Source organism: Streptomyces sp. HUAS MG56 (assembly GCF_058673395.1).
Genome location: NZ_CM178722.1, coordinates 9,984,469 through 10,004,787, shown reverse-complemented (window position 1 = coordinate 10,004,787; position 20,319 = coordinate 9,984,469). Strand labels below are relative to the sequence as shown.

Here is a 20,319-nt window from a genome sequence, read left to right as displayed (position 1 = left end):
GACCTGGCTGCCCCCGCCTCCGCGCGGTGCTCGGGCCGCGCGCTCGCCGGTACCGGGCCGAGTCCGTCGCCATTCGTGGAAGGAACATTCCATGAGCACACTGGTCACTGCCGAGCTGTTCGCCCAAACCGGCCGCGGCGACGACGTCGCGAAGCTGCTGTTGGACATCCTGGGCGAGAGCCTTGAACACGAGGGCTGCGAAGACATCCGCATCCTGCGCGACCAGAACGACCCCGACCACGTGACCGGCCTGACCCAATGGACCGAGGCACACAACTACACCGACTACCTCACCTGGCGCACGGAGCACGGCTTCACCGCTACCTTCGAGGCCATGCTCACCCGCCCGCTGGTGATCCACTACTACGACGAGATCCACCAAGGCCAGGGCATCGCAGCTCGCTGAGAGCCCCCACTCGGGATGAGACTTGCCCCGCTGCGTTACGCCAGCACCGGGAGCTCGACCCACGGCTACTCTGCGTGATCGCAGGGAATCTCAACTGGCAACTAACACCGCCACTGACCGACCCGAGCCACCCCGCAGTCCGCTGCCGCGCCCGAACGCGGTGCAGACGTGGCTCGCCGCGTCAGCACTCGCGCTCATCCCCCACCGTCGTCTCGTACGCGCGCAGAGTGCCGCAGAGTGCCGACGAAGAGGTGGCGATCGCACCCGCCACGGAGCGGCCGACGTGAATCGGGCATGTCCACGCGTCGACCGCCCGGAAGGAGCCACGCGAGCCGGCTCGAAGGCCTCCTGCCACGTCGCCGGACGGCTTCCCGATGGGCGACGTCAAGCAGCAGCCGAAGACGTGAGGGGCCCGCCTTCCGGCCTGCGGCCCCCTATGCGACCATCGCGCTGACCTGCCGTTGAGTTGGCAGCCAGGTGTCAAGGCTGGTCATCGTCTAGCGGCCTCCGGCGGCCCCGAGACCCGCCCGCTCTCACTATCCGACGACAGGTTCCAGGATGAATACCGGGAACTGCCGCGTGGTCTTCTTCTGCATCTCGGCGTATCTCGGAAAGACAGCGACCGCGCGTCGCCACCACTCGGCCCTCTCCTCGCCTGTGGCCTCATGGGCCGTCATGTCCTGCTTCACGGGGCCGTCCTGGAGTTCGACGTGCGGATCGGCCTTGATGTTGAAGTACCACAGCGGATGTTTGGGGGATCCGCCCAACGAGCCGACTACCGCATAGCGCCCGTCGCACTCGACGCGCATCACCGGCGCCTTGCGGATCTTGCCGCTCCTGGCGCCCCGGGTGGTCATCACCACCACGGCCCACCCCGTGTCCCACAGCGTCGTCCCCCTTGTGCCGCAGGAGTCCTCGTACACCTCCACCTGCTCGCGCACCCACTGCGTCGTGCTGGGTTCATATGCGCCCTCGAGAGGCATGGCATCCGTCCCCTCGTCGTCGGGATGTCCTCACCCCGAATAGAACGCCGGTACGGGCATCAGATATTCCAGACATGGGCGACCTCGCAGGCGGGCCTCCCGCCCGCGCGCCGGGCCCGGCCTGTCACCCGTCTTCTGAGACCATCGCTCCGAGAACCCACTGAAGCTCGTCGTCACCTCGGGCAAGAACCAACGGCAAGCACCCCCGGTCGCCACGACCTGCCCCATCCTCGCCGATGACGGCACAGTCCAGCTCACTCTGTGAGCGTGACCTTCCGGCCCGCGCGCGCCGCCTCTCGGATCCGCTCCAGCATGCGGTGTCGCCGTACGGCGTGCCGGAAGCCGGGAACGCCGACCTCGCCCGGCGCGAGGCTCCCGGTGATCTGGTCACGCAGAAGGGCGTACTCGTGGGCGACGTTGCAGGCGGGTTCGGCGGATCGCTCGGTCCATTGTGTCAGCGACCGCTGATAGCGGGCGGGAACCGGAAGTTCGGCCAAGGTGCCGTCCTCTCCCCGGGCGCCGTACAGCCGCAGCCCCCCGTACCACCACTGAGCCTGGTCGGACTTGACGACGAGATCGCCGTCCGTTCCGTTGATCTCCCAGTGAAACGCGGTGGCACGGGACGTCCCACCGCGGATGTGCAGCGCAGCCACGGCCCCCGACTCCAGCACCCCCGTGACAGCGATCTGGTCTTCTGCGCTCTTGGCCGCGACCGCCCCGCTCGTGCCGTGGACGACCTCCGGGCGCAGGTTCTCGATATGAGCCGACACCTCGCCGAACTCCCCGAGCACCATGGTCAGCGCGTCGACCGAGTGCCCGAAGGGGATCGACAGCAGCGTGGCGCCGCTCGAGACGTCCAGCACGTACGCATAGTTGTCGTCGTACGTGGCGCCCCCGATCCAGCCCGACCCGAGCATGCTCGTCGACAGCACCCGCCCCACATATCCGTCGGCGACCAAGTCCCGCAGATACCGAAGCGGCGGAGCCGACCGGGCCTGCAGACCGACAGCCGTAAGCATCCCCCTGCGATCGGCGAGGTCGGCCAGTTCCTCGGCCTGCGCGAGGTCGGCACCGAGCGGCCACTCGCTGAACACCATCTTCCCCGCTTCCAGCGCGGGGCGGATGAGCTCCAAGTGGTGCGGAACCTTCACCGTCACCACCACGAGATCGACCTCCTCACTGCGGGCCAGTTCCTCCGCGCTGCCGAAAGCCAACGGCACCGCGTACTTCTCGCCGGCCGCACGCGCCGACTCGGCGCTGCTGGCACTCAGCGCCCGCAACTCGTAACCGTCGAGCCCGGCCAGCGCCGGCACATGAGCGGTGGCCGCCCAACCGCCGCTCGCGCTCAGCCCTACGACACCGACGCGGATCGGCTCCCGATGAGGGGGAATGGACGTCATATGCACCCCAGGGTTCGCAACCGCCTGCTCTCTCACCTCAAAACGGCCCATAGCCATGACGGACACGCTCAGAGCATCACGTTCAGCCACATGCCGATCGGTTCGCCATTCGTCAAGAGCACCACAACTCAACCGAACGGACCGGCGCCAGCCCCGCCGAAGTGAGGACGGCCCCAGTCCTAGCGGTGGTTTGTTGACGGCGGGTTCGTCCGGGAGTAGGTCCTCCGGTGGAGGGGTCAACTACGCTCTGGGGAGCCCGAGATGACGAAGAGGCTGCCGTGCCCGCCGACACCTGGTCCACTGGAAGCGTACGCTGTCCGGTTCGATGACCTCTTCTCCACGCTGGCTCAGCGCCGGGGGTTTCGCGAGTACCTGGCCGGGCTGCTGCTGCCGCGGGACCGCAACAAGACACTGACCTGCCTGGCAGGTACGGAACCCGTGGTCGGCGCCCAGCACGTGGTAGTCCAGCGGCTGCAGTTCTTCCTCTCCGAGTCGACCTGGGACCAGGACACGGTCAACGTTCGACGGCTGGAACTGCTATTGGCCGACCCGGCCACCGCCCCGCACCCGGGCGGGGTGCTGGTCGTCGACGACTCCGGAGACCGCAAGGACGGTAGCGCGACCGCGCACGTGGGCAAGCAGTACCTCGGCTCGGTCGGGAAGATCGACCGCGGCGTGGTCACCGTGACCACGTGCTGGGCGGACGAGCGCGTCCACTACCCACTGCACGCCGTCCCCTACCCCCCCCGCCCACCACTTCCCGCACGGCAGGAGTGAGCCCCAGTTCCGTACGAAGCTACAGATCGGGGTGTAGTCCTGGCCCGTCAGGCTGCAGAGGCAGGGGTGTCTTTCAGGGCGGTGGCAGCCGATTGTGCCTACAGCGACCACGACCGCTTCCGCCGCGAACTGTCCCGCGCTCACCTGCCGTTCGTGATGGCCCTCAAACGAGGCCACGGCAGCTGGCAGTACAAAGACGCCTTCCGGCCGGTGGATGCGGCCCCCGAACTGGCCTGGTGGGGTCCTGAGCAGCCCGGCGACTGGCAGCCGGTCACCCGCGCTTTCCGCGATGGCCCCACCACCTGGTGGGCCGCCGATGCTTCCTTGGGCTGGTGGGGACCCAACGGCGCGATCCGGCTGGTCGTGGCCACCACCGACCCGGCCACCCTGCCCGAGAACTCCACCTGGTACCTGGCCACCAACATGCCCCGCCCCGGCTCACCCCGCGAGCAGCGCAGCCGGCACCCGGCCGCCAACCTCACCGAAGTGGTGAGGATCTACGGGCTGCGGCACTGGGTCGAGCAGAGATACAAACAAGTCAAGGACGAGCTCGGCTGGGCCGACTTCCAAGTCCGCTCCGACACTGCGATCCGCCGCCACCAGTCCCTCGTGAACTGCGCGTTCAGCTTCTGCTGGAACACCTGGTTCGCTCCACCCCCGCCCTCTCCAACCCAGCAGCCACTCGGGCCTGACACCCTGCCAGGCCCGTTAGAGAGGGGAAGAACCCGAGTCCCAGCAGCCCCGGCCCGCCTGCTGGCCCCAGGCACTCCGGGCCGTCCGTGGCTGGCCGACGCCCTGGTCCACGCTGCAACGCTACTGGCGAGCATGGTCGGCGAAGCCCCCGCCCGCAGCACTCCGGGAACTGATCAACACCGTCGGCAGCGGCAGACCTCTTGACCTCTACTGCCCGAGCGAACAAACCACCGTTAGTCACTCGTTGGAGCGGCGTCGGACGCGTACGGAACTTTGTGTAAGTCCTCGGATTTCACTTGGTGTTGAGCCGGTCCTCGAAGAAGAGTGAGAACTGGTTCAGTGCCTTCTTCCAGTGTGCCGCGACGTGGTTGACATCGCGTGCTCTGGGGGTGATCTGCTCGCGGACGGCGAGGTAGAGCACCTTCAGCGCGGCTTGTTCCGAGGGGAAGTGGCCGCGGTTGCGGGTGGCCTTCCGCAGCCGTGCGTTGATCGATTCGATCAGGTTCGTCGAGTAGACGACCTTCCTTATCTCCGGCGGGAAGGCGAGGTAGGGGGTGAATTCGCTCCACGCGGCCTGCCAGGTCCTCACGATCGCGGGATACCTCTGGCCCAGCTCGCCCGCGGCGAAGTCGGCGAGGGCCTGCTCGGCCGCCTGCTCGGTCGGGGCGGCATAGATGGCCTTCAGCTCCGAGACGAGCTTGGTGTGGTGCTGCTTGGAGGCGAACCTCAGCGAGGCACGGATCAAGTGGATCACACATGTCTGGACGGTGGCTTTGGGCCAGGTCGCGGTGACCGCGTCGGGCAGGCCCTTCAGCCCGTCGCAGGCCACGATGCACACGTCCTCGACGCCGCGGTTGCGGAGCTCGGACAACACGGTCATCCAGGTCGTGGCGCCTTCGCCCTCGTCGCCGGCCCACAGGCCGAGCACGTCCTTGCAGCCGTCCATGTCCACCCCGACGGCCAGGTAGACCGGCCGGGAGGCCACGGACCCGGAGCGGATCTTCACCCACAGCGCGTCGATGTAGATGATCGGCCAGACGGCGTCCAGCGGTCTGTTCTGCCATGCGTCGAGCTCGTCGGTGACGGCGTCGGTGACCTTGCTGACCAGGTCCGGTGAGACCTGGACGCCGTACAGGCCGGCCAGGTGCGAGCGGATGTCGCGCACCGACATGCCGCGGGCATACAGCGACAGGACCTGCTCGTTGAAGCCCGCAAGTCGCCTGGCGTGCTTGGGTACCAGCTGAGGCGCGAAGGACCCGTCACGATCCCTCGGAACGGCCAGCGTGACCGCGCCGGCATCGGTCAGCACCGTCTTCAGCGATGTGCCGTTGCGGCTGTTGCCCGAGCCGCGGCCCGCGGGATCGTGCTTCTCGTATCCGAGGTGATCGGTCATCTCCGCGTCCAGGGCCCGCTCCAGCACGGCCCGGGTCACCTCTGTCAGCAGCCCGCCGTCACCCAGCAGGGCTGCGCCCGAGGCGTCGGCGCGGTCCAGCAGCCGCTCGACGACCTCATCCACGAGCTTGTCCTCGGCCGGTTCGACGGCCGGGATCTCGTTGTCGTTCATGTCCGTCCGTCCCGGCTGGCCAAAGGCCCCAGGTCAGAGCCCTGACCAGCCTGTCACATCACGGACTTACACGATCTTTCAGACACGCCCGCGGCGTCGGCGGCGCCGGGTGGTGGCGAGCATTCCGAGGAGCATGAGCAGGCCGCCTGCTGCGATCAGGATGTGTTGTGTGCTGAGCAGGCCGGTGCTCCAGCCGGCGGCCGTGTCGTCGCGTGGTGCGGGGGCGTCTTTGCGGGGTGTGGTGGAGGGGCTGCCGCCTTGCGGGCGGTCGCGGTCTTCGCCGTCGTTGTCGTTGTGGTCGTTGCAGTGGGCTTCGGGGAAGGGGAAGGCGCGTTTGTGGTTGTCGTAGGTGTTCACGAGGAAGAGCGGGTGCACTCTGAAGAAGTCCTTGATGGCGAATGCGTACTGGGCGGTGGTGGTGCTGGGGTAGTTCACGTTCAGGTACTTTGCGACGGTGAAGCTACCCAAGGGTTGCTCCGGTGACCAAGGGGTGGATTTCGGCGTGCCCTGGAGGACGAGGGCTTCCGGTCCGCGCCGGCCGTTGGTCAGGAACGCTCTGAGGGTCGGGGAGATGAGGACAACGCGGCGGTGGCTGTGGCAGTCCCGCCAGGGGTTGCGGTGGTCGTGGCCGCCGTCTCCATCACGCACCCGCAGGGAGGCGGGCGTGTGCCGTAGGGGTGCGAGCGCGGCGGCGCCGGCCGGTGGGGACGCGAGAGCGATGGCCGCGCCCGCCAGTGGTGCTGAAACCCAGGGGCGATGGTTCATCCCGTGACCTCCATGAGTGGCGGACGCAGGCGGCCACCTGCTGGCCTAAATGTCCGAATCCTGGAAGAACGTATGAGAAATCAGCTCGTCATATGACGAACGTCTTCAGGTGCCGTACTACTTGTCACTCAACCGCAGCAGTCCCGGACGGAAGGGTCGGGTTGTGGGCGGCTTCGGCCGGGTGGGGTATCGGCCCGCCGAATTGAGCATGTCTGCGCATACATACAGGACACCCCTGGTGGTTGCTGCAGGCGACAACACTCGCACTGTGTCACATATCGCACGAATTAGGTTAATCTCGCCGTGAATCGAGGAAGTGCCAGGCTGCTGTACCCAAGTGCAGTAACAGTGCGGAGTGCACCATGACTGAACGCATCACCACCTTGCTCACGGACCTGCCCGCGTTCAAACAGCGCCTGGGCCGCACCGGGGTATGGCTCGCGTCGTTGTCCACGGTGACGGCGGACGAGGAGCGGCGTGCCGTCGCCGCCATCGAGGACCTCGGCTACGGGACGCTGTGGATCGACGAGCCCCCCACGGGGAAGGAGGCGCTGACCCATGCGGCCCTGCTGCTGTCCGCAAGCCGGCGCCTGATGGTCGCCACCGGGATCGCCACCATCTACGGACGCGACGCAACAGCGGCGGCCAACGGCGCCAGAACCCTGCACGAGGCATGGCAGGGCCGTTTCGTGCTCGGCCTCGGCGTCAGCCACCGGCCTCTCGTCCGCGGCCGCGGACACGACTCCAGCACACCGCTGTCCGACATGCGCGCCTACCTGGACGCGATGGACGCCACGCCCTTCGACGCATCGATCTTTGAGCCGGTGCCCCGCGTGCTCGCCGCGTTGCGCCCGAAGATGCTGAAGCTCGCCGCCACCCGGGCCCAGGGCGTTCTCCCGTACTTCGTCACACCCGAACACACCCGCCGGGCCCGCGCAACCCTCGGCCCCGACCCGCTGCTCGCCCCCGAGCAGGCCGTGGTGGTCGACACCGACCCCGAGCGGGCGCGCGCCACCACCCGCGCCTACGCGGCCGTCTATCTACGCCTGCCTAACTACCTCAACAACCTGCGCGAACTGGGCTTCACGGACGCCGACTTCGACGACGGAGGGAGCGACAAACTCATCGACGCGGTCGTACCCTGGGGCACCCCGGAGACGCTGGCCGAGCGCATCCGGGAGCACTACCAGGCCGGCGCCGACCATGTCGCCGTGCAGCCCATCGCCGACACCCTGCAGCAGCAACTGCAAGACCTGCGCCTCCTCGCCCCCGCCCTGATGCCCAGCTGAACCCGCGGGGCAGCCGCTCACCGGGGGCAGCCCTCACGCGGATTTTCCCCATCGGCGAAGACCGAGGACCTCCGCGCTCAGCCATCTGAAGTGCGCGACCTGGCAGGGGAAGACCCCGACGATCCGGCCGGGGCGCTGGATGGTGACGAACTCGTCGAGGGGCAGGTCGCTCTTCTTCCACCGCTCCGTGCAACCGGTGCACATTCCCTTCTGGTGGGCGTAAGGACATCTTGTCGCAGCCAGCCACGAGGCACTCCTCACCGCTGAACTGGGGGTGCGAGCGAGGCAGCACCAGAACCCGGACGTGAGGATCCCAGCTGAGCAGCTGCAGGAACTCCGGTTGGACGGCGCCCATGAGCCCTGTGGTGACCGTGTCTTCTTCAGCCCCGTGTTGGGGCGTTGCGACTGCCAGGTTCACCGGGCCTCCCCCTCAGTCAGGCGGGGCGAAGCCACGCGGTCAACGGCCGCGCGCAGGCGAGTTCGGTCCGGATGAAGGTAGGGACGGGGTGAGGCCGGGTGCTTCTGGCCCAGCAGGGCCTGAACCTCATCCAGCGTCCCGCCAGCATCCACGACGTTGCTGGCCATCGCATGCCGGCACATCCGCGGCTCAACCTGACGGCCCAGCCTCGCCCGTCCCGACAGCGACTCGCACAGCTCTCCGATCGCGCCGGTGGCCACCGGCGAGCCATAGGGCGGGCGGAAGAGGTTGACCAGCAAGAAGTCGCTTCCGCCCTCCCCAAGGATCTCGTAACGCTCCACCGCGTACTGGTCTGCGGCCTGCACCACCAGGAAGTCCACCGGCATCACCCACGACTTCCTCGACTTCGACCAGGCGCCATTCACGTTCTGCCGCCGGATCACGTGCAGATGGGGCCCCTCGACATCGCACCCCAGCGAGCGCGAGTCCATCGGCAGGTGGACATCACAGCGGTGCAGCCCCGCGACCTGTCCCGGACGCAACCCCACCCGGGACAGGAGCAGCACGATCAGCCTGTCCCGGGCTGACCGACAGGCCCGCAGCATCGCCACGACTTCCTCGTCGCTGGCCCGGTCCACTTCCGCCTCCGGCTCCTGCAGCCGGTGACGAGCCCGCAGCCGATACCGCATCCCACCGCTCTCGCCCTGTGCCTCCACCGGCAAGTCGCGGTCATCCCCCAGCTCGTAGAGCTGCTCAAGGACCCAGGCTGGCGCGACCTTGTTGACCACCGCGTGGAGCAGGAACATCCGTACCGCGGTCAGCACCTTGTTGATTCGCGCGTCCCCGCGGACCGGCTTTCCTCCCGGCCCTGGGACCACGGCGTGGCGCTGGCCACCGTTGCCCGGCGCCCACCGCAGCCACACCATGAACAGCCCCATATCCCGGGCCGCGGTCGACCAGTCCCGCCCTGTGCCCGCGCACCAGCGCAGGAACAAGGTCACCGCCCCGGCGTACGCCTTCGTTGTCGTCTCTGCCCGGCCCCGCGCCAGGCGTACCTCCCTCAGGAATCGGTCCGCCTCCTCGACGACCTCCAGCTCGTCGTCCACCACGGTCCAGTACCGGGTCCCCGACGGCATCAAGACAAGAAAAGTTTCGTACATTCGTTCCCATGTTCCATGTGTCGATCGCAACGATCCACTACAAGTGCCACACCCCCGAGAACCGTCGTAATACACCAAACGACAGCAGGAGGCGCAATGTCATACCACAGCCACCAAAACCCCAGAGAACCCGACGATCTCCTCGTCGCCCAGCAGGACCTCACGCAGGTGCGGGCCGCCCTCGCAGACCTGATCAAGAATCTGCCGTACCCCGTCAAGCCGATGGAAGCCTGGCAGCGGCCCGACGGCTACTGGCAGAGCACGCCCCGGTCCTACCCGGACTCGCCGGGCTGGTCGGAGCACGAGCAGAAGGAAGTCACGACGCTGCGGGAGCGGGAGCGAGACCTCGCCGCCTCGATCGTCACGCACGCGTTCTGGGAACACATCGCCCTGACCGACCTGCCCGAAGCCCGCTCCCAGCTGAAGCACACCCGCCGTGGGGACGGCGAGGGCCGGGAGGCACAGTAGCCGTGGCGGAAACCCCGTCCAGGCTGCCCATCTCGGTCGCCCTCCCGCGGAGAACAGACCATCACCGGTGGGCTCGGCGCGGGCAGCCCTCCGCCGACGGGTGCAAGTAGCGCCGCATCATCTGCGGTCATGGTGCCGGGACTTGGCCACGGCGTCGGCGTGCTCGCCCCGCCGCGCCGAGGGCGCCGAGCCCGGGATGTTTCCATTCGTGCAGGTCCCAGCCCACCCCCGTGCCTCCACTGGCAGCTCACCCGGGGCTCGGTCACAGGCCCTCGCGGAGGCGGACGAACCGTACGGTGCGGTGCCGCGTGGTGCCCACCTCGACTTCGACGAGCACCGCTGTGGTGACCCGATGCCCTCCGCCGGGCAGCGCTTCCCCGATGCCGCCGGAGAGCGCCCTGCCGACCGTGGCGCGCTGCCCGCTGTCCAACTGTGCCGTCTGGGCGAGGGTGCCGTCGGGGAGACGGACGACGAGGCAGGCGGGCCGGGCCGGGGCGCCCGCGATCGCCACGATCTCCGTGTCCACGGTGTCCACGTGCCACTGGTAAAGGGCCGTTATTCAAAAGCTGCGCTATTCCTAGGACCACGCCTTGTCCATGGGCGGTCACTGACCGAATCCTTTTTGTCCGGCCGCCGGCATGCTGCCCGCCTTCTGGAGGCTCGTCCGGAACGCTCGACCCCCGCTGCACCTTGCCGTGGGTGGCGTATAACGCGGGGTACAGCGGGGGCGGTCGATCCGTCATCGCTTCGCCAGAGACCGCGGACTGCGCTCGATCGGGTACTCAGAGCGTGCACGCGACGGCTGCGACGGCCATGGAATCGGCGGGGCGTGATACGGCAGAGGGAGTGCAGGGCCAAAGGATCTGTTCAGCCAGTTGCAAGACTGGGCACGGTCGAGTGCGTCTCCAGTTGCAGTGTCCCTGTTCGGGTTCTTTACTAGTAGGTACAAATCTATCTAAACCATGCGGTCCGTGAGGTGGCGTGAAGGCGGACGGGCATGGATCGCCGCGTGTCGGTGCGCTGTGCTCTCTGCAGGTCTCCGGGTGAGCTACATCGAGGAAGAAGCCGGCATCCTGGGACAGCTTGATGGCAAGGTCGGTTTGTGACTGCTCGACCGGGATCGGTCTGGCTATAGCCCGGTTCGTCGCCGAGGGCTCCACTGTCCACCTCACGGGCCGGAGCAGAACCGAGCTGGATGCACCAGTGGAGTCTCTCGGGGACCGGGCCGTCGGTATCCGAAGCGATGTCTCGAATTTCAAGAAGCGACGGCGGCAAAGCTAGGAAGTCGTGTCCCATGCTCGCGATTTACCTCACGCAGTTCGGGGAGCCGGAGAAGAGACTGAAGGTGGTGGACGTGCCCGAGCCCCCGGCTCCCACCGCCGGACAGGCGCTGGTCCAGGTCGAGTATGCCCCGCTTGACCACCATGACCTTCTCTTGGCGCAAGGTGTCTACCCCGTACGCCCTGAGCTGCCGACAGCCATCGGAAACGAGGGCGTCGGGACGGTCGTGTCGGTAGGGCCCGGCGTCATCGAGGTCTGCCCCGGCGAGAGGGTCCTGCTTCCCTTCGGCGTCTTTTCCTGGTCCGAGCGGGTCGTGGCCGAGGCAGCAGACCTGACCGTGGTGGACAAGTCCATCAGTCTTGAACAGGCAGCGATGCTCACCATCAATCCCGTCAGCGCGGGGCTCCTGGTCGGCCTGCGGGACCTCCCGGCCGACTCCTGGGTGGTGCAGAACGCGGCCAACAGCGGGGTGGGCCGGTCGGTCATCGTGTTCGCCAAGGAACGAGGGCTGCGCACGATCAACATCGTGCGCCGCGCGGAACTCGTGAGCGAACTCCATAACCTCGGTGCCGACATCGTGGTTGTCGACTCGGCGGACGCCAGCGCGCGCGTGCGGGAAGCCATCGGATCCGATCCCGTGCTGCTCGGCCTTGACGGTGTCAGCGGTGCGGCGACCGCACTATTGCTGGACGTACTGACCGACGGCGCCCTGCTGGCGATCTACGGGTATCTGAGCGGCCGGCCGTTCACGCCCGATCCTGACGTACTGGGGACGAAGAACATCACCACGACGGAATTCTGGATGTACCAGGACGAGTTCCTTCCCCGGCTTCCGGCTCTGAACGCGGAGTCCGCGCGGCTGGTCTCCGAGGGAAGACTCGTCCTGCCCTCCGCGCCCGTCTACAAGGCGGAGGATTTTCCCGAGGCGCTCGCGTACTTCCGGGAGAACGGCAAGGTCCTGCTGGACTTCAACCCGCATCGCGCGTAGGCGCAGCCGCACCTGCTGCCGAAGCCGGGACCATCCCGGCAGGAAGCAGTCGGAGCCGATCACATAGCCGCTGCCGGCGCGCCGGCACGATCCCCGGCACACGATCAAGGAGGTGCAGCATGGCTGCACAGAGCACCATCGGCATTCTCGGCGCGGGAGAGATCGGCCGGGCCGTCGCCGACAAGGCCATCCGTCACGGGCACGAGGTACTCATCGGCAACAGCCGGGGCCCGGAGACACTCAAGGCGGTCGTGGAGCAGCTGGGACCGAAGGCCCACGCGGTGACGGCCGAGGAGGCGGCGCAGCCGGACCTCGTCTTCCTCGCGGTGCCGTTCTCCGCAGTGCCGGACCTGACCGGCCTTGCCGACTGGTCCGGGAAGATCGTCGTCGACACGACGAACCAGTTCGCCGCGGCCAACCCCTGGCGGGGCCGCTACGACGTCGGCGACCTCACGGGCAGCGAATGGGTCGCCCAGCGCCTGCCCGGCGCGCGGATCGTGAAGGCGTTCAACACCCTGTTCGCCGCGTTCATCGCCGCGGACCCCCAGCACGAGGAAGGCCGTCAGGTGGTCTTCTACGCGGGCGACGACGCCGACGCGAAGGCGGCCGTGGCCGGCTTGCTAGGCGAATTTGGATTCGCCGCCCTGGACCTCGGCGGGCTACGGGAGGGAGGCCGGCTGATGCAGCTGGACGGCCCGCTTAGCGCGAAGCACCTGCTGCTCCAGGACGCCGGCTGACGCCCCGGCCAAGCCCCATACACACCAGCGCACAGGAGGAGAATCATGAACCGTCGTGTCGTCTGGACCCGTAGCGGGGCGCCCGCCGACGTCCTGACCGTCATCGAGGAGCCCGAGCCGGAAGCACCCGTGCACGGTCAGGTCCTCATCCGTGCCACGGCCTTCCCGGTTCACCCTGGTGATCTCCTGGGCCTCGATGCCTTCCCCGCGACGGCTGCAGGGCCGGTACCGATCGGCGTGGAAGGGACCGGCTTGGTGGAGGCCATCGGCCCGGATACGCGCGTGGCTCCGGGCGTCGAGGTTGGCGGCCGTGTAACAGCCTTTCCCCTGCCGGGTGGATGGTCACAGTGGATCCTGGCGAACGCTGAGACGGTCGTCCCCGTGCCTGATGAGCTGTCGGACGAGGTCGCCGCGCAGATGCTGACGAACCCACTGACCGCGGTGATGCTGCGCCGTGAGGCGGAGCAGCACGTGGCCTTGGGATACGACGGCTATCTGGTGCAGGCCGCCGCCGGCTCGTCGGTCGGGCGGCTGGTAACCGGCGTGATGCAGTACCACAACGTGGGCCTGGTCAACGTCGTCCGCAGTGACCGCGGTGCCGCCGAGCTGCGCAAGCGGTTCCCGGACGTCCCGGTCGTTGCCACGGAGAATCCGGGCTGGGCCGACGAGGTCCGCAAGGCAGCCGGCGGCCGCCCGCTCAGTGTGGCCTTCGACCCTGTCGGCGGAAAGCTGACGGAAAGCCTTCTGGACCTGTTGGCGCCGGGCGGCAGACTGATCATTTACGGGGAACTCGCCGACGAGCTGATCTCGGTGCATGCGTCGACACTGCTGCACCGCGCGCTGACAGTGCGGGGCGCGACCCTCGGCCGGTGGCTGTTGGAGGCATCCGCCGAGAGGCGGGCATCGGACGCGGTCGCCGCGACACTGATCGCGCTGGCGTTCCAAAACCAGTTCGACGTGGCCGCTACGTACGACCTCGGCGAGCTGGCCACCGCCGTGAAGCACGCGCTGCAGCCCGGCAAGGTCGGCACCGTCCTCATCCGCCCTTAGAGGTCGTCTCGATTGGTGCGTGTGACCTGGGGCGATGGCTCTGTGGCCCTGGTCTGCCGAGCTGCCATGATCATCTCGTCGTGTTCCATGGTGGGAGGCAAGAGATGGCGATACTGCTGCCCGATGGGCTGGCTACGCCGGCGCTCGTGGTCGATTCGGATGTGCTGGAAGGCAACATCTCGCGGATGGCTGAGGCTTCGCGGGCTCAAGGGTTTGCCCTGCGTCCGCACGCCAAGGCCCACAAGTGCGCGCAGATCGGGGACCTTCAGCTTCAGGCCGGCGCGCGCGGGCTGTCGGTGGCCACGATCGGCGAAGCCGAGGCATTTGCCCGGGTCGGCGTGGACGACCTGTTCATCGCGTACCCCGTGTGGCTCGATGCCGACAAGGCTCAGCGGCTGCGCCGATTGGCTGACCGCGTTGCTCTGAGAGTCGGCGTGGAGTCGGTCGAAGGCGCGCAGCGGCTGGGGAACGCCGTGCGCGGCAGCGACCGGCCCGTCGAGGTACCTGTCGAGGTCGACAGCGGGAGCCGTCGCACAGGAGTGCAGCCCCAAGTGGCTGGTGAGGTGGGGAAGGCGGCCGCCGATACGGGACTCAATGTTGCCGGTGTATTCACGTTCCCGGGACACGGCTACGGTCACGACGCGCAGGCACGTGAGCGCGCCGCACGAGACGAGGAGCGCACGCTGGGCCAGGCTGCACAGGTCCTGCGGGATCTCGGGCTCGGCGTCCGTGTGGTCAGCGGCGGGTCGACGCCGACGGCGGGGCAGTGGCAGCCGGGCGCAGTGAACGAGTTGCGGCCAGGTGTCTACGTCTTCAATGACGCCACCCAGCTGGCCATCGGCACCTGTGGGGTGGAGGACCTGGCGCTGGTCGCTGCGGCAACGGTGATCAGCGTTCCCGCCCCGGACCGCTTCGTGCTGGACGTCGGCAGCAAAGTCCTCGGCTCCGACCGGTCGCCTTGGGTGACGGGCCACGGCTACCTGCCCCAGTTCCCGCAGGGATCCATCACCGGGTTGTGGGAGCACCACGCCGTGGTCCGCCTTCCCGAAGGCGTAAGGGGGCCATGCCCTGGGGCGGTGGTCTCTGTCGTCCCCAACCACATCTGCACGCCGGTAAATCTCGCCGATGAGCTGCTGGTCGTCCGAGACCGCCAGGTGATCGACCGCTGGCAGGTCACGGCACGAGGGGCCAATACCTGAGCTTCACTTCAGGCGGGAGAGACGGCGGTAGCAGATCAAAGTTGCGGCTATCCCGGCGAAGGCAAGGAAGTGTTCGGCCTTGCGCTCGTAGCGACGGTGGAGTCGGCGGCACCCGGCCAGCCAGGCCACCGTCCGCTCCACGGTCCAACGGTGGCGGCCCAGCCGCTGCGATGACTCGATCCCCTTGCGCGCGATACGCGGGACGATGTTCCGGCCGCGGAGCCAGCGTCGCAGGTGGTCGTAGTCGTACCCCTTGTCGGCGTGGAGCTTGGCAGGCCGCCGCCGGCGCGGTCCACGGCGGGAGCGGATCGGCGGGATACCCCTAACCAGGGGTTCCAGTCCCTGACTGTCATGGGTGTTCGTGGCAGAGATGCCGATCGAGAGGGGCAGACCGGACCGCTCAGTGATCAAGTGGATCTTCGAGCCCTTCTTGCCGCGATCTACGGGATTCGGACCCGTCAGATCCCCCCTTTCGCCGCCATTGCCACGTAGTTAACCCTCGGACAGATCTGTCAACGGCCCAGGGAGTGGCGGGTCGTGGTGGATCCATGAAGTGGCGAGCCTGTAGGTGCCGTGATCGGGTTTGTGAAGGAGTCCTTCTCTGGCCCACCGGCTCAACTGGGCACAAAGGCTGTGGAAGTTGGGATATTCAAGCGCGTTCGCGATTTCGCGGACGCGCCAGGTCCGGTGTGGGTCGGTGCGCAAGAGCTGAAGCGTGCGGTCTTTCGTGCCCGTCCTGGCCAGCGCGGTGGTGGGAGTCCGGGCAGCGGCCCCCGTGCCTTTTGATGGGAGGTGCGTGTCGGTGGGGCTGTGGATGCTGATCGCCAGGTGGGTGATGTTCTGGCTGGTCAACGGCCGACACTCGGTCGGGCTCAAGGGGTAGCGAGAGAGCGGGCACTTCACCCTGCGCGCACTCATGCGTGGGCGGCGCCTGGGAAGCAGGGCTGTCAGGACGGCGTTCGTGAGGACGCTGGTCGTATCGGCGGCCCGGTCGGCGGGCAGGACCCCGGAGGCGGTGATCAGCTGGTTGCGGGCGGCCTGGAGGGCAACGGTGAAGCTCGCCCGGTCCGGGTCTGTTCCCGGGGCGGATTCCGTGGCGTCCACCATGGCCCTGCGCAGTACCTGGTAGAGCGTGAGAAGTACCCAGAGCTCCTGTTCGAGTCCGGACGGATCGCAAGAACGCAGCACTCGGCCGGTGAGCAGGGTGTGGCGCAGGGCGTAGAAGGCCGATTCGACTTCCCAGCGTTCGTGATAGAGACGCGCCAGGGCGTCGGCGGGGTCGGTGCGGTGGTTGAGCAGTGTGGTGGCCAGCCAGTAGTGGTCGCCGATGTGCTTCCCGTCGCTGGTGGTAGCGGTGATGTGAGCTTCGATGATGCGGAGCTTGAGACCGTTGAAGCGGGTCAGGAACGACCCATCGGGCAGGGTGGCCAGTACGGCCGGACGGCGGCGCGGGTTGAGACGGACCAGGAGCTGGGCGCCGGTGTCGGATACGGAGGTGAGGAACGCATCCGCGTCAAAGCCGCGGTCGGCGAGCAGCAGCATTCTCGGCGTCAACAGCGGCAGTAGCCGCGTGGCATAGGCCATCTCGCCCGTGGTCGATGGTCCGAAGACCGCCCCGAGCAGGCCACGGGTGCCTGTCTCACACAGGGCCAGCAGGCGCAGGGCCGGATAGCCGGCCATGCCCCGGTGGCGGCGGATCTTGTCGAGAAGACCGCGGATCTGCGGCTGGTCGGGGGCCTTGAGAGAGCTGCAGCCGTCGAAGGCGACGGTCCGCCACCGCCGGTAGCACACGCCGGGTGTCGTGGGCTGGGCCACGGGCCCGGCCATCACCTCGAACAGCTCCTTCAGCGGAGCTGGCCCCAGACTGCGGCGAAGATCCCGAAGACTCTTCTCCGAGGGGCGTTGAAGAGGAAGTCCTTGCAGGCCAGCGGTGAGTTTGTCCCACACTCGGGCGTACCCCAGGGAAGGGAACAAGCCCAGCGCCAGGAGGAAGTACACCCCGACCCGTGAAGGGAGCTGACGCAGCCGCTTTTGGACTTTACGTGTTCGCGCCAGCACGTCATCGACCAGCTCGAAGGGCACGTACGGGGTCAACTCGCCCAGGTGGCCAGGTGCATAGACACCTCCGGCCACGGTCACAGTACGGGTCAGCATGGTGGTGGCAGACTGGCAGGACACGGGACCTCTCGTATCAGGAAGACCTTGACCGGTTTCCCTGCTCTATCAGAGGTCCCGTTCGTCACAAATCCGCCATTCTCGCTTCTGAAGACGCGAGTTGACGGATCAGGCCGAGGGTTAACTACGTGGCATTGGCCCTGAAAAGGGGGGCCTGACAGGTCCGAATCCAGTAGATCGAGGCAAGTACGGTTCGAAGATCCACTTGATCACCGAGCGGACCGGATTGCCCATCTCCATCGGCATCTCCGGCGCCAACCTGCACGACAGCCAGGCCCTCGAACCGCTCGTTCGCGGCATCCCGCCCATCCGCTCCCGTCGCGGTCCGCGCCGACGACGGCCGGCCAAGCTCCACGGCGACAAGGGCTACGACTACGACCACCTGCGCCGATGGTTACGCCAGCGCGGCATCCGGCACCGCATCGCCCGCAAAGGCATCGAGTCCTCCCAGCGCCTGGGACGCCACCGCTGGACCATCGAACGCACCATGGCCTGGCTCGCCGGATGCCGCCGCCTGCACCGCCGCTATGAACGCAAGGCCGTCCACTTCTTGGCCTTCACCAGCATCGCCTGCACCCTGATCTGCTACCGCAGACTCACCAAATGAGATGACCTCTAAGACACCGTTTCTTATGGTGCGTCTGAGCACGCGTGCTGGAGGGCCGCGAAGGCCGCGTTGGCGGAGTCAGCAGGGAACAGTCGCAGGACGGTGGCTCGGTTCGGCGTCGTGATGACGTAGTGCCGCGCCAGGTAGGAGAGATCTCCCCAGCTTTCTCGGGCATGGGCGCGCATCAGGACATGGCCGCATCTCGTGCAGGTGATCCAGGGGACGAGGACGAGACCGGCCAGGTCCTGTTCGGCCACACCTGTTGCCTCATGGACGGTGCTTCCGTGGCCTTCGATCAGCTTCAGGTGGTCCGGTGTGCCGTCATCACGGCACTGAAGGATCTGGGGTGTGAGGGTCTCCCGCTCGCCCCAGGTCTCTGCGAGTACGGAGATCTGGGCCCTGGCCATCTCGCTGATCGGCACCTGGTGGCCGAGGATGCCGGAGACGAGCAGGCCAAGCCCTGCCTCCTGTTCTCCGATGTCCCAGCAGTCTTTGACTTCCTGGGCTTCGGCCTTCGGCAGCAAGGCGGCAAGCCGGTTCCAGATGACGGCATCGTCGGTCACCTGGCAGACGCTACCGGCCGGCGCTGACGCCCAGACGCCGCAGGCAGATGAGCATGACCGCGATTGCAGTGAAGCCATTGTCGCTGACCAAGCCGGGCAAGCGGCCGACGGCGCCGGACTTCGTGCGCCGGGACTTCACCGCCGAGGAGCCCGACCTCGTCTGGTGCGGCGATCTCACGGAGATCGACACGAGCGAGGGCAAGCTGTACTTGGCGACGGTCATCGATCTTTTCTCCCGCCGCTTGCTGGGCTACGCCATGGGCGAGCGGCATGATGCGGAGCTGGTGGTGGCGTCGCTCAATATGGCCGCGGCCACCCGCGGCGGCGACGTATGCGGCGTGATCATGCACACGGGCAGGGGCAGCGAGTACACCTCTCGGCGCTTTCGGCGGGCGTGCCGCAAACTCGGCGTGACCCAGTCCATGGGCCGGGTCGGGTCATGTTTCGACAACGCAGTGAGCGAGGCGTTCAACAGCGTGCTGAAGGTCGAGTACGTCCACCGGCATGCCTTCCGCACCCACACCGAGGCCCGCATCAAGATCGCCACCTGGATCACCGACTTCTATAACGCCAGGCGGCTGCACAGCGTGTGCGGGTTCAAGAGCCCGATCGACTACGAACGTGACTACCGAGCCACCCTCGCGGAGGGACTGGCTGCATAGATCGTCTCCACGCTGCGAGGGGATTGACAAGACCCCTGGTCGGGCGGGAGCACCGATGCGAGGTAGCCCTGGACCACGCATCCTGCACCGTGATCCGATGGCGTGATGACATCGTTCTGGACGGGCAAACGGGTACGCCTGCGCGGCATCGAGCCCGACGACTGGACCGCGTTCATGCGCTTCGCTGAGGACGAGGAGGGATTGGGAGACCTGCTGAACCCACCGCGTTCCGCAGAGAGCCTGTGCGCCTGGTCGATGGAGCAGGCCGCCGCCAAGTCCGACGGCGACTGCTTCCAACTCGCCATCGAAGCCGTCGACACAGGGGAACTGGTCGGTGCCGTCGGCTCACACCAGGCCGACCCACGTGCGGGCTGGTTCGAGTACGGGGTCACGATCGGTGCCGATCACCGGCGCAAAGGCTACGCGGCAGAGGCCGTGGTGCTGTTGCTGCGCTTCATGTTCGCTGAGCGGCGCTATCACAAGTGCGAAGCACGGATCTTCGCGCACAACGAGGCATCGCTGGTGCTTCATCGTCGACTGGGTTTTGCCGAGGAGGGCCGCCTCCGCGATCGCGTGTTCCTCGCTGGCCGGCACCACGATCTCGTCGTGATGGGCATCCTCGCCGGCGAGTTCAACCGACTCCACTCGATGAGCGGGGCGTGAACTGGTCAAGCGGTCCAAGGTACAGCAGCTGCCGGAGCTGCTGCCGGGCATCGCGGAACTGATCGTCTTCCCCGTGACCGCGTTGTCCGACGACACCCGACGCCTGCGCCGACTCCTTCGTCCTGGACGAGGTCGGCATAATCTACCTGATAGCGATCCGCGCGTGGGCCACACACGCCCCCGCGGCCGCCGCGCCGGGGATCGCCCGCACCATCGCACACTTCGTCAGCCAGATCCTCACCGACGCACCGACGGACGTCGTGCGGGCTCTGCAGGTGCTACGCGATGAGCAGACGGAGCGAGCCCGCGCGGTGGTGGACATCGTGGTGGCTCTGCACCGGTGACCGCACCAACGTGCGGGTGGGTGCGCACCACGATGCGCACAGCCGTCCGTCAGTGCGCATCCACTCGGTGGGCCGTGCGTACCAGTGAGCCTCCGTCAACTTGAAGACGCATGTCAAAGGGCTGGCG

General features: G+C 67.4%; 18 protein-coding genes and 3 pseudogenes. 11 read left to right on the top strand and 10 right to left on the bottom strand.

The window, feature by feature from the left end:
* Positions 1 to 91: 91 nt before the first annotated feature.
* Positions 92 to 406, top strand: a complete 315-nt coding sequence (locus tag AC4OXY_RS45690) for a putative quinol monooxygenase (RefSeq protein ID WP_376294920.1) — start codon at positions 92 to 94, stop codon at positions 404 to 406.
* Between the two features lie 536 nt (positions 407 to 942).
* On the opposite strand, the gene AC4OXY_RS45685 is transcribed toward AC4OXY_RS45690, so the two are convergent.
* Positions 943 to 1,389: a nitroreductase family deazaflavin-dependent oxidoreductase gene (locus AC4OXY_RS45685; RefSeq protein ID WP_491992724.1), complete on the bottom strand. Its 447-nt coding sequence runs from the start codon at positions 1,387 to 1,389 to the stop codon at positions 943 to 945.
* Between the two features lie 254 nt (positions 1,390 to 1,643).
* Positions 1,644 to 2,789, bottom strand: coding sequence for a Gfo/Idh/MocA family oxidoreductase (locus AC4OXY_RS45680; protein WP_491992723.1), 1,146 nt, complete (start codon positions 2,787 to 2,789; stop codon positions 1,644 to 1,646).
* 261 nt (positions 2,790 to 3,050) lie between these two features.
* On the opposite strand from AC4OXY_RS45680, the pseudogene AC4OXY_RS45675 reads away from it, so the two are divergent.
* A pseudogene (locus AC4OXY_RS45675) lies at positions 3,051 to 4,463 on the top strand (IS701 family transposase).
* Between the two features lie 88 nt (positions 4,464 to 4,551).
* On the opposite strand, the gene AC4OXY_RS45670 reads toward AC4OXY_RS45675, so the two are convergent.
* Positions 4,552 to 5,823 (bottom strand): IS256 family transposase, encoded by a 1,272-nt coding sequence (locus AC4OXY_RS45670; protein WP_491991204.1) that lies wholly within the window; start codon positions 5,821 to 5,823, stop codon positions 4,552 to 4,554.
* A gap of 78 nt (positions 5,824 to 5,901) precedes the next feature.
* Positions 5,902 to 6,588 (bottom strand): hypothetical protein, encoded by a 687-nt coding sequence (locus AC4OXY_RS45665; RefSeq protein WP_491992722.1) that lies wholly within the window; start codon positions 6,586 to 6,588, stop codon positions 5,902 to 5,904.
* Positions 6,589 to 6,950: 362 nt separating this feature from the next.
* On the opposite strand from AC4OXY_RS45665, the gene AC4OXY_RS45660 reads away from it, so the two are divergent.
* On the top strand, positions 6,951 to 7,877 hold the full coding sequence (locus AC4OXY_RS45660; RefSeq protein ID WP_491992721.1) for a TIGR03620 family F420-dependent LLM class oxidoreductase: 927 nt from the start codon (positions 6,951 to 6,953) through the stop codon (positions 7,875 to 7,877).
* A 33-nt stretch (positions 7,878 to 7,910) separates the two neighbouring features.
* Here AC4OXY_RS45660 and AC4OXY_RS45655 read toward each other — a convergent pair whose 3' ends face one another.
* Positions 7,911 to 8,081: a hypothetical protein gene (locus AC4OXY_RS45655; protein ID WP_356039575.1), complete on the bottom strand. Its 171-nt coding sequence runs from the start codon at positions 8,079 to 8,081 to the stop codon at positions 7,911 to 7,913.
* A 210-nt stretch (positions 8,082 to 8,291) separates the two neighbouring features.
* Positions 8,292 to 9,401, bottom strand: coding sequence for a tyrosine-type recombinase/integrase (locus AC4OXY_RS45650; protein ID WP_356039577.1), 1,110 nt, complete (start codon positions 9,399 to 9,401; stop codon positions 8,292 to 8,294).
* Between the two features lie 150 nt (positions 9,402 to 9,551).
* Between AC4OXY_RS45650 and AC4OXY_RS45645 the strand changes: the two genes are divergently transcribed.
* Positions 9,552 to 9,923 (top strand): DUF8825 domain-containing protein, encoded by a 372-nt coding sequence (locus tag AC4OXY_RS45645; RefSeq protein ID WP_356039580.1) that lies wholly within the window; start codon positions 9,552 to 9,554, stop codon positions 9,921 to 9,923.
* A gap of 262 nt (positions 9,924 to 10,185) precedes the next feature.
* Here AC4OXY_RS45645 and AC4OXY_RS45640 read toward each other — a convergent pair whose 3' ends face one another.
* Complete coding sequence (locus AC4OXY_RS45640) at positions 10,186 to 10,458, bottom strand: hypothetical protein (RefSeq protein ID WP_491992720.1); 273 nt, start codon at positions 10,456 to 10,458, stop codon at positions 10,186 to 10,188.
* A gap of 660 nt (positions 10,459 to 11,118) precedes the next feature.
* Between AC4OXY_RS45640 and AC4OXY_RS45635 the strand changes: the two genes are divergently transcribed.
* From AC4OXY_RS45635 to AC4OXY_RS45620, 4 genes are all read left to right on the top strand, one after another.
* Entirely contained in the window at positions 11,119 to 12,192 is a 1,074-nt protein-coding gene (locus AC4OXY_RS45635; protein WP_491992719.1) for a zinc-dependent alcohol dehydrogenase family protein, read from the top strand.
* A 32-nt stretch (positions 12,193 to 12,224) separates the two neighbouring features.
* A complete protein-coding gene (locus AC4OXY_RS45630; RefSeq protein WP_491994745.1) occupies positions 12,225 to 12,929 on the top strand; it encodes an NADPH-dependent F420 reductase in 705 nt (234 codons plus the stop codon).
* 129 nt (positions 12,930 to 13,058) lie between these two features.
* Positions 13,059 to 13,979, top strand: a complete 921-nt coding sequence (locus AC4OXY_RS45625) for a zinc-binding dehydrogenase (RefSeq protein WP_356039588.1) — start codon at positions 13,059 to 13,061, stop codon at positions 13,977 to 13,979.
* Between the two features lie 104 nt (positions 13,980 to 14,083).
* Positions 14,084 to 15,178 carry an alanine racemase gene (locus tag AC4OXY_RS45620; RefSeq protein WP_491992718.1) on the top strand — a complete coding sequence of 365 codons (1,095 nt, stop codon included), beginning with the start codon at positions 14,084 to 14,086 and terminating at the stop codon, positions 15,176 to 15,178.
* A 3-nt stretch (positions 15,179 to 15,181) separates the two neighbouring features.
* On the opposite strand, the pseudogene AC4OXY_RS45615 reads toward AC4OXY_RS45620, so the two are convergent.
* Together AC4OXY_RS45615 and AC4OXY_RS45610 are read right to left on the bottom strand one after the other, a co-directional pair.
* Positions 15,182 to 15,646: pseudogene (locus AC4OXY_RS45615) on the bottom strand (IS5 family transposase); the annotation flags it as partial.
* Positions 15,647 to 15,670: 24 nt separating this feature from the next.
* Positions 15,671 to 17,332 (bottom strand): IS4 family transposase, encoded by a 1,662-nt coding sequence (locus AC4OXY_RS45610; RefSeq protein WP_491992717.1) that lies wholly within the window; start codon positions 17,330 to 17,332, stop codon positions 15,671 to 15,673.
* Positions 17,333 to 17,495: 163 nt separating this feature from the next.
* On the opposite strand from AC4OXY_RS45610, the pseudogene AC4OXY_RS45605 reads away from it, so the two are divergent.
* A pseudogene (locus AC4OXY_RS45605) lies at positions 17,496 to 17,960 on the top strand (IS5 family transposase); the annotation flags it as partial.
* Positions 17,961 to 17,983: 23 nt separating this feature from the next.
* On the opposite strand, the gene AC4OXY_RS45600 reads toward AC4OXY_RS45605, so the two are convergent.
* Complete coding sequence (locus AC4OXY_RS45600; protein ID WP_491992716.1) at positions 17,984 to 18,523, bottom strand: hypothetical protein; 540 nt, start codon at positions 18,521 to 18,523, stop codon at positions 17,984 to 17,986.
* 53 nt (positions 18,524 to 18,576) lie between these two features.
* Here AC4OXY_RS45600 and AC4OXY_RS45595 point away from each other — a divergent pair, with 53 nt between their 5' ends.
* Positions 18,577 to 19,185 (top strand): IS3 family transposase, encoded by a 609-nt coding sequence (locus AC4OXY_RS45595; protein WP_491992715.1) that lies wholly within the window; start codon positions 18,577 to 18,579, stop codon positions 19,183 to 19,185.
* Positions 19,186 to 19,290: 105 nt separating this feature from the next.
* Positions 19,291 to 19,848: a GNAT family N-acetyltransferase gene (locus AC4OXY_RS45590; RefSeq protein ID WP_491992714.1), complete on the top strand. Its 558-nt coding sequence runs from the start codon at positions 19,291 to 19,293 to the stop codon at positions 19,846 to 19,848.
* Positions 19,849 to 20,319: the final 471 nt, after the last annotated feature.

Coding starts and splice junctions, on each gene's coding strand:
- AC4OXY_RS45655 (WP_356039575.1), bottom strand. CDS start 8,081: ATGTGCACCGGTTGCACGGAGCGGTGGAAGAAGAGCGACCTGCCCCTC.
- AC4OXY_RS45660 (WP_491992721.1), top strand. CDS start 6,951: ATGACTGAACGCATCACCACCTTGCTCACGGACCTGCCCGCGTTCAAA.
- AC4OXY_RS45590 (WP_491992714.1), top strand. CDS start 19,291: ATGACATCGTTCTGGACGGGCAAACGGGTACGCCTGCGCGGCATCGAG.
- AC4OXY_RS45645 (WP_356039580.1), top strand. CDS start 9,552: ATGTCATACCACAGCCACCAAAACCCCAGAGAACCCGACGATCTCCTC.
- AC4OXY_RS45610 (WP_491992717.1), bottom strand. CDS start 17,332: ATGCTGACCCGTACTGTGACCGTGGCCGGAGGTGTCTATGCACCTGGC.
- AC4OXY_RS45595 (WP_491992715.1), top strand. CDS start 18,577: ATGACCGCGATTGCAGTGAAGCCATTGTCGCTGACCAAGCCGGGCAAG.
- AC4OXY_RS45690 (WP_376294920.1), top strand. CDS start 92: ATGAGCACACTGGTCACTGCCGAGCTGTTCGCCCAAACCGGCCGCGGC.
- AC4OXY_RS45680 (WP_491992723.1), bottom strand. CDS start 2,789: ATGACGTCCATTCCCCCTCATCGGGAGCCGATCCGCGTCGGTGTCGTA.
- AC4OXY_RS45685 (WP_491992724.1), bottom strand. CDS start 1,389: ATGCCTCTCGAGGGCGCATATGAACCCAGCACGACGCAGTGGGTGCGC.
- AC4OXY_RS45620 (WP_491992718.1), top strand. CDS start 14,084: ATGGCGATACTGCTGCCCGATGGGCTGGCTACGCCGGCGCTCGTGGTC.
- AC4OXY_RS45665 (WP_491992722.1), bottom strand. CDS start 6,588: ATGAACCATCGCCCCTGGGTTTCAGCACCACTGGCGGGCGCGGCCATC.
- AC4OXY_RS45635 (WP_491992719.1), top strand. CDS start 11,119: ATGCACCAGTGGAGTCTCTCGGGGACCGGGCCGTCGGTATCCGAAGCG.
- AC4OXY_RS45670 (WP_491991204.1), bottom strand. CDS start 5,823: ATGAACGACAACGAGATCCCGGCCGTCGAACCGGCCGAGGACAAGCTC.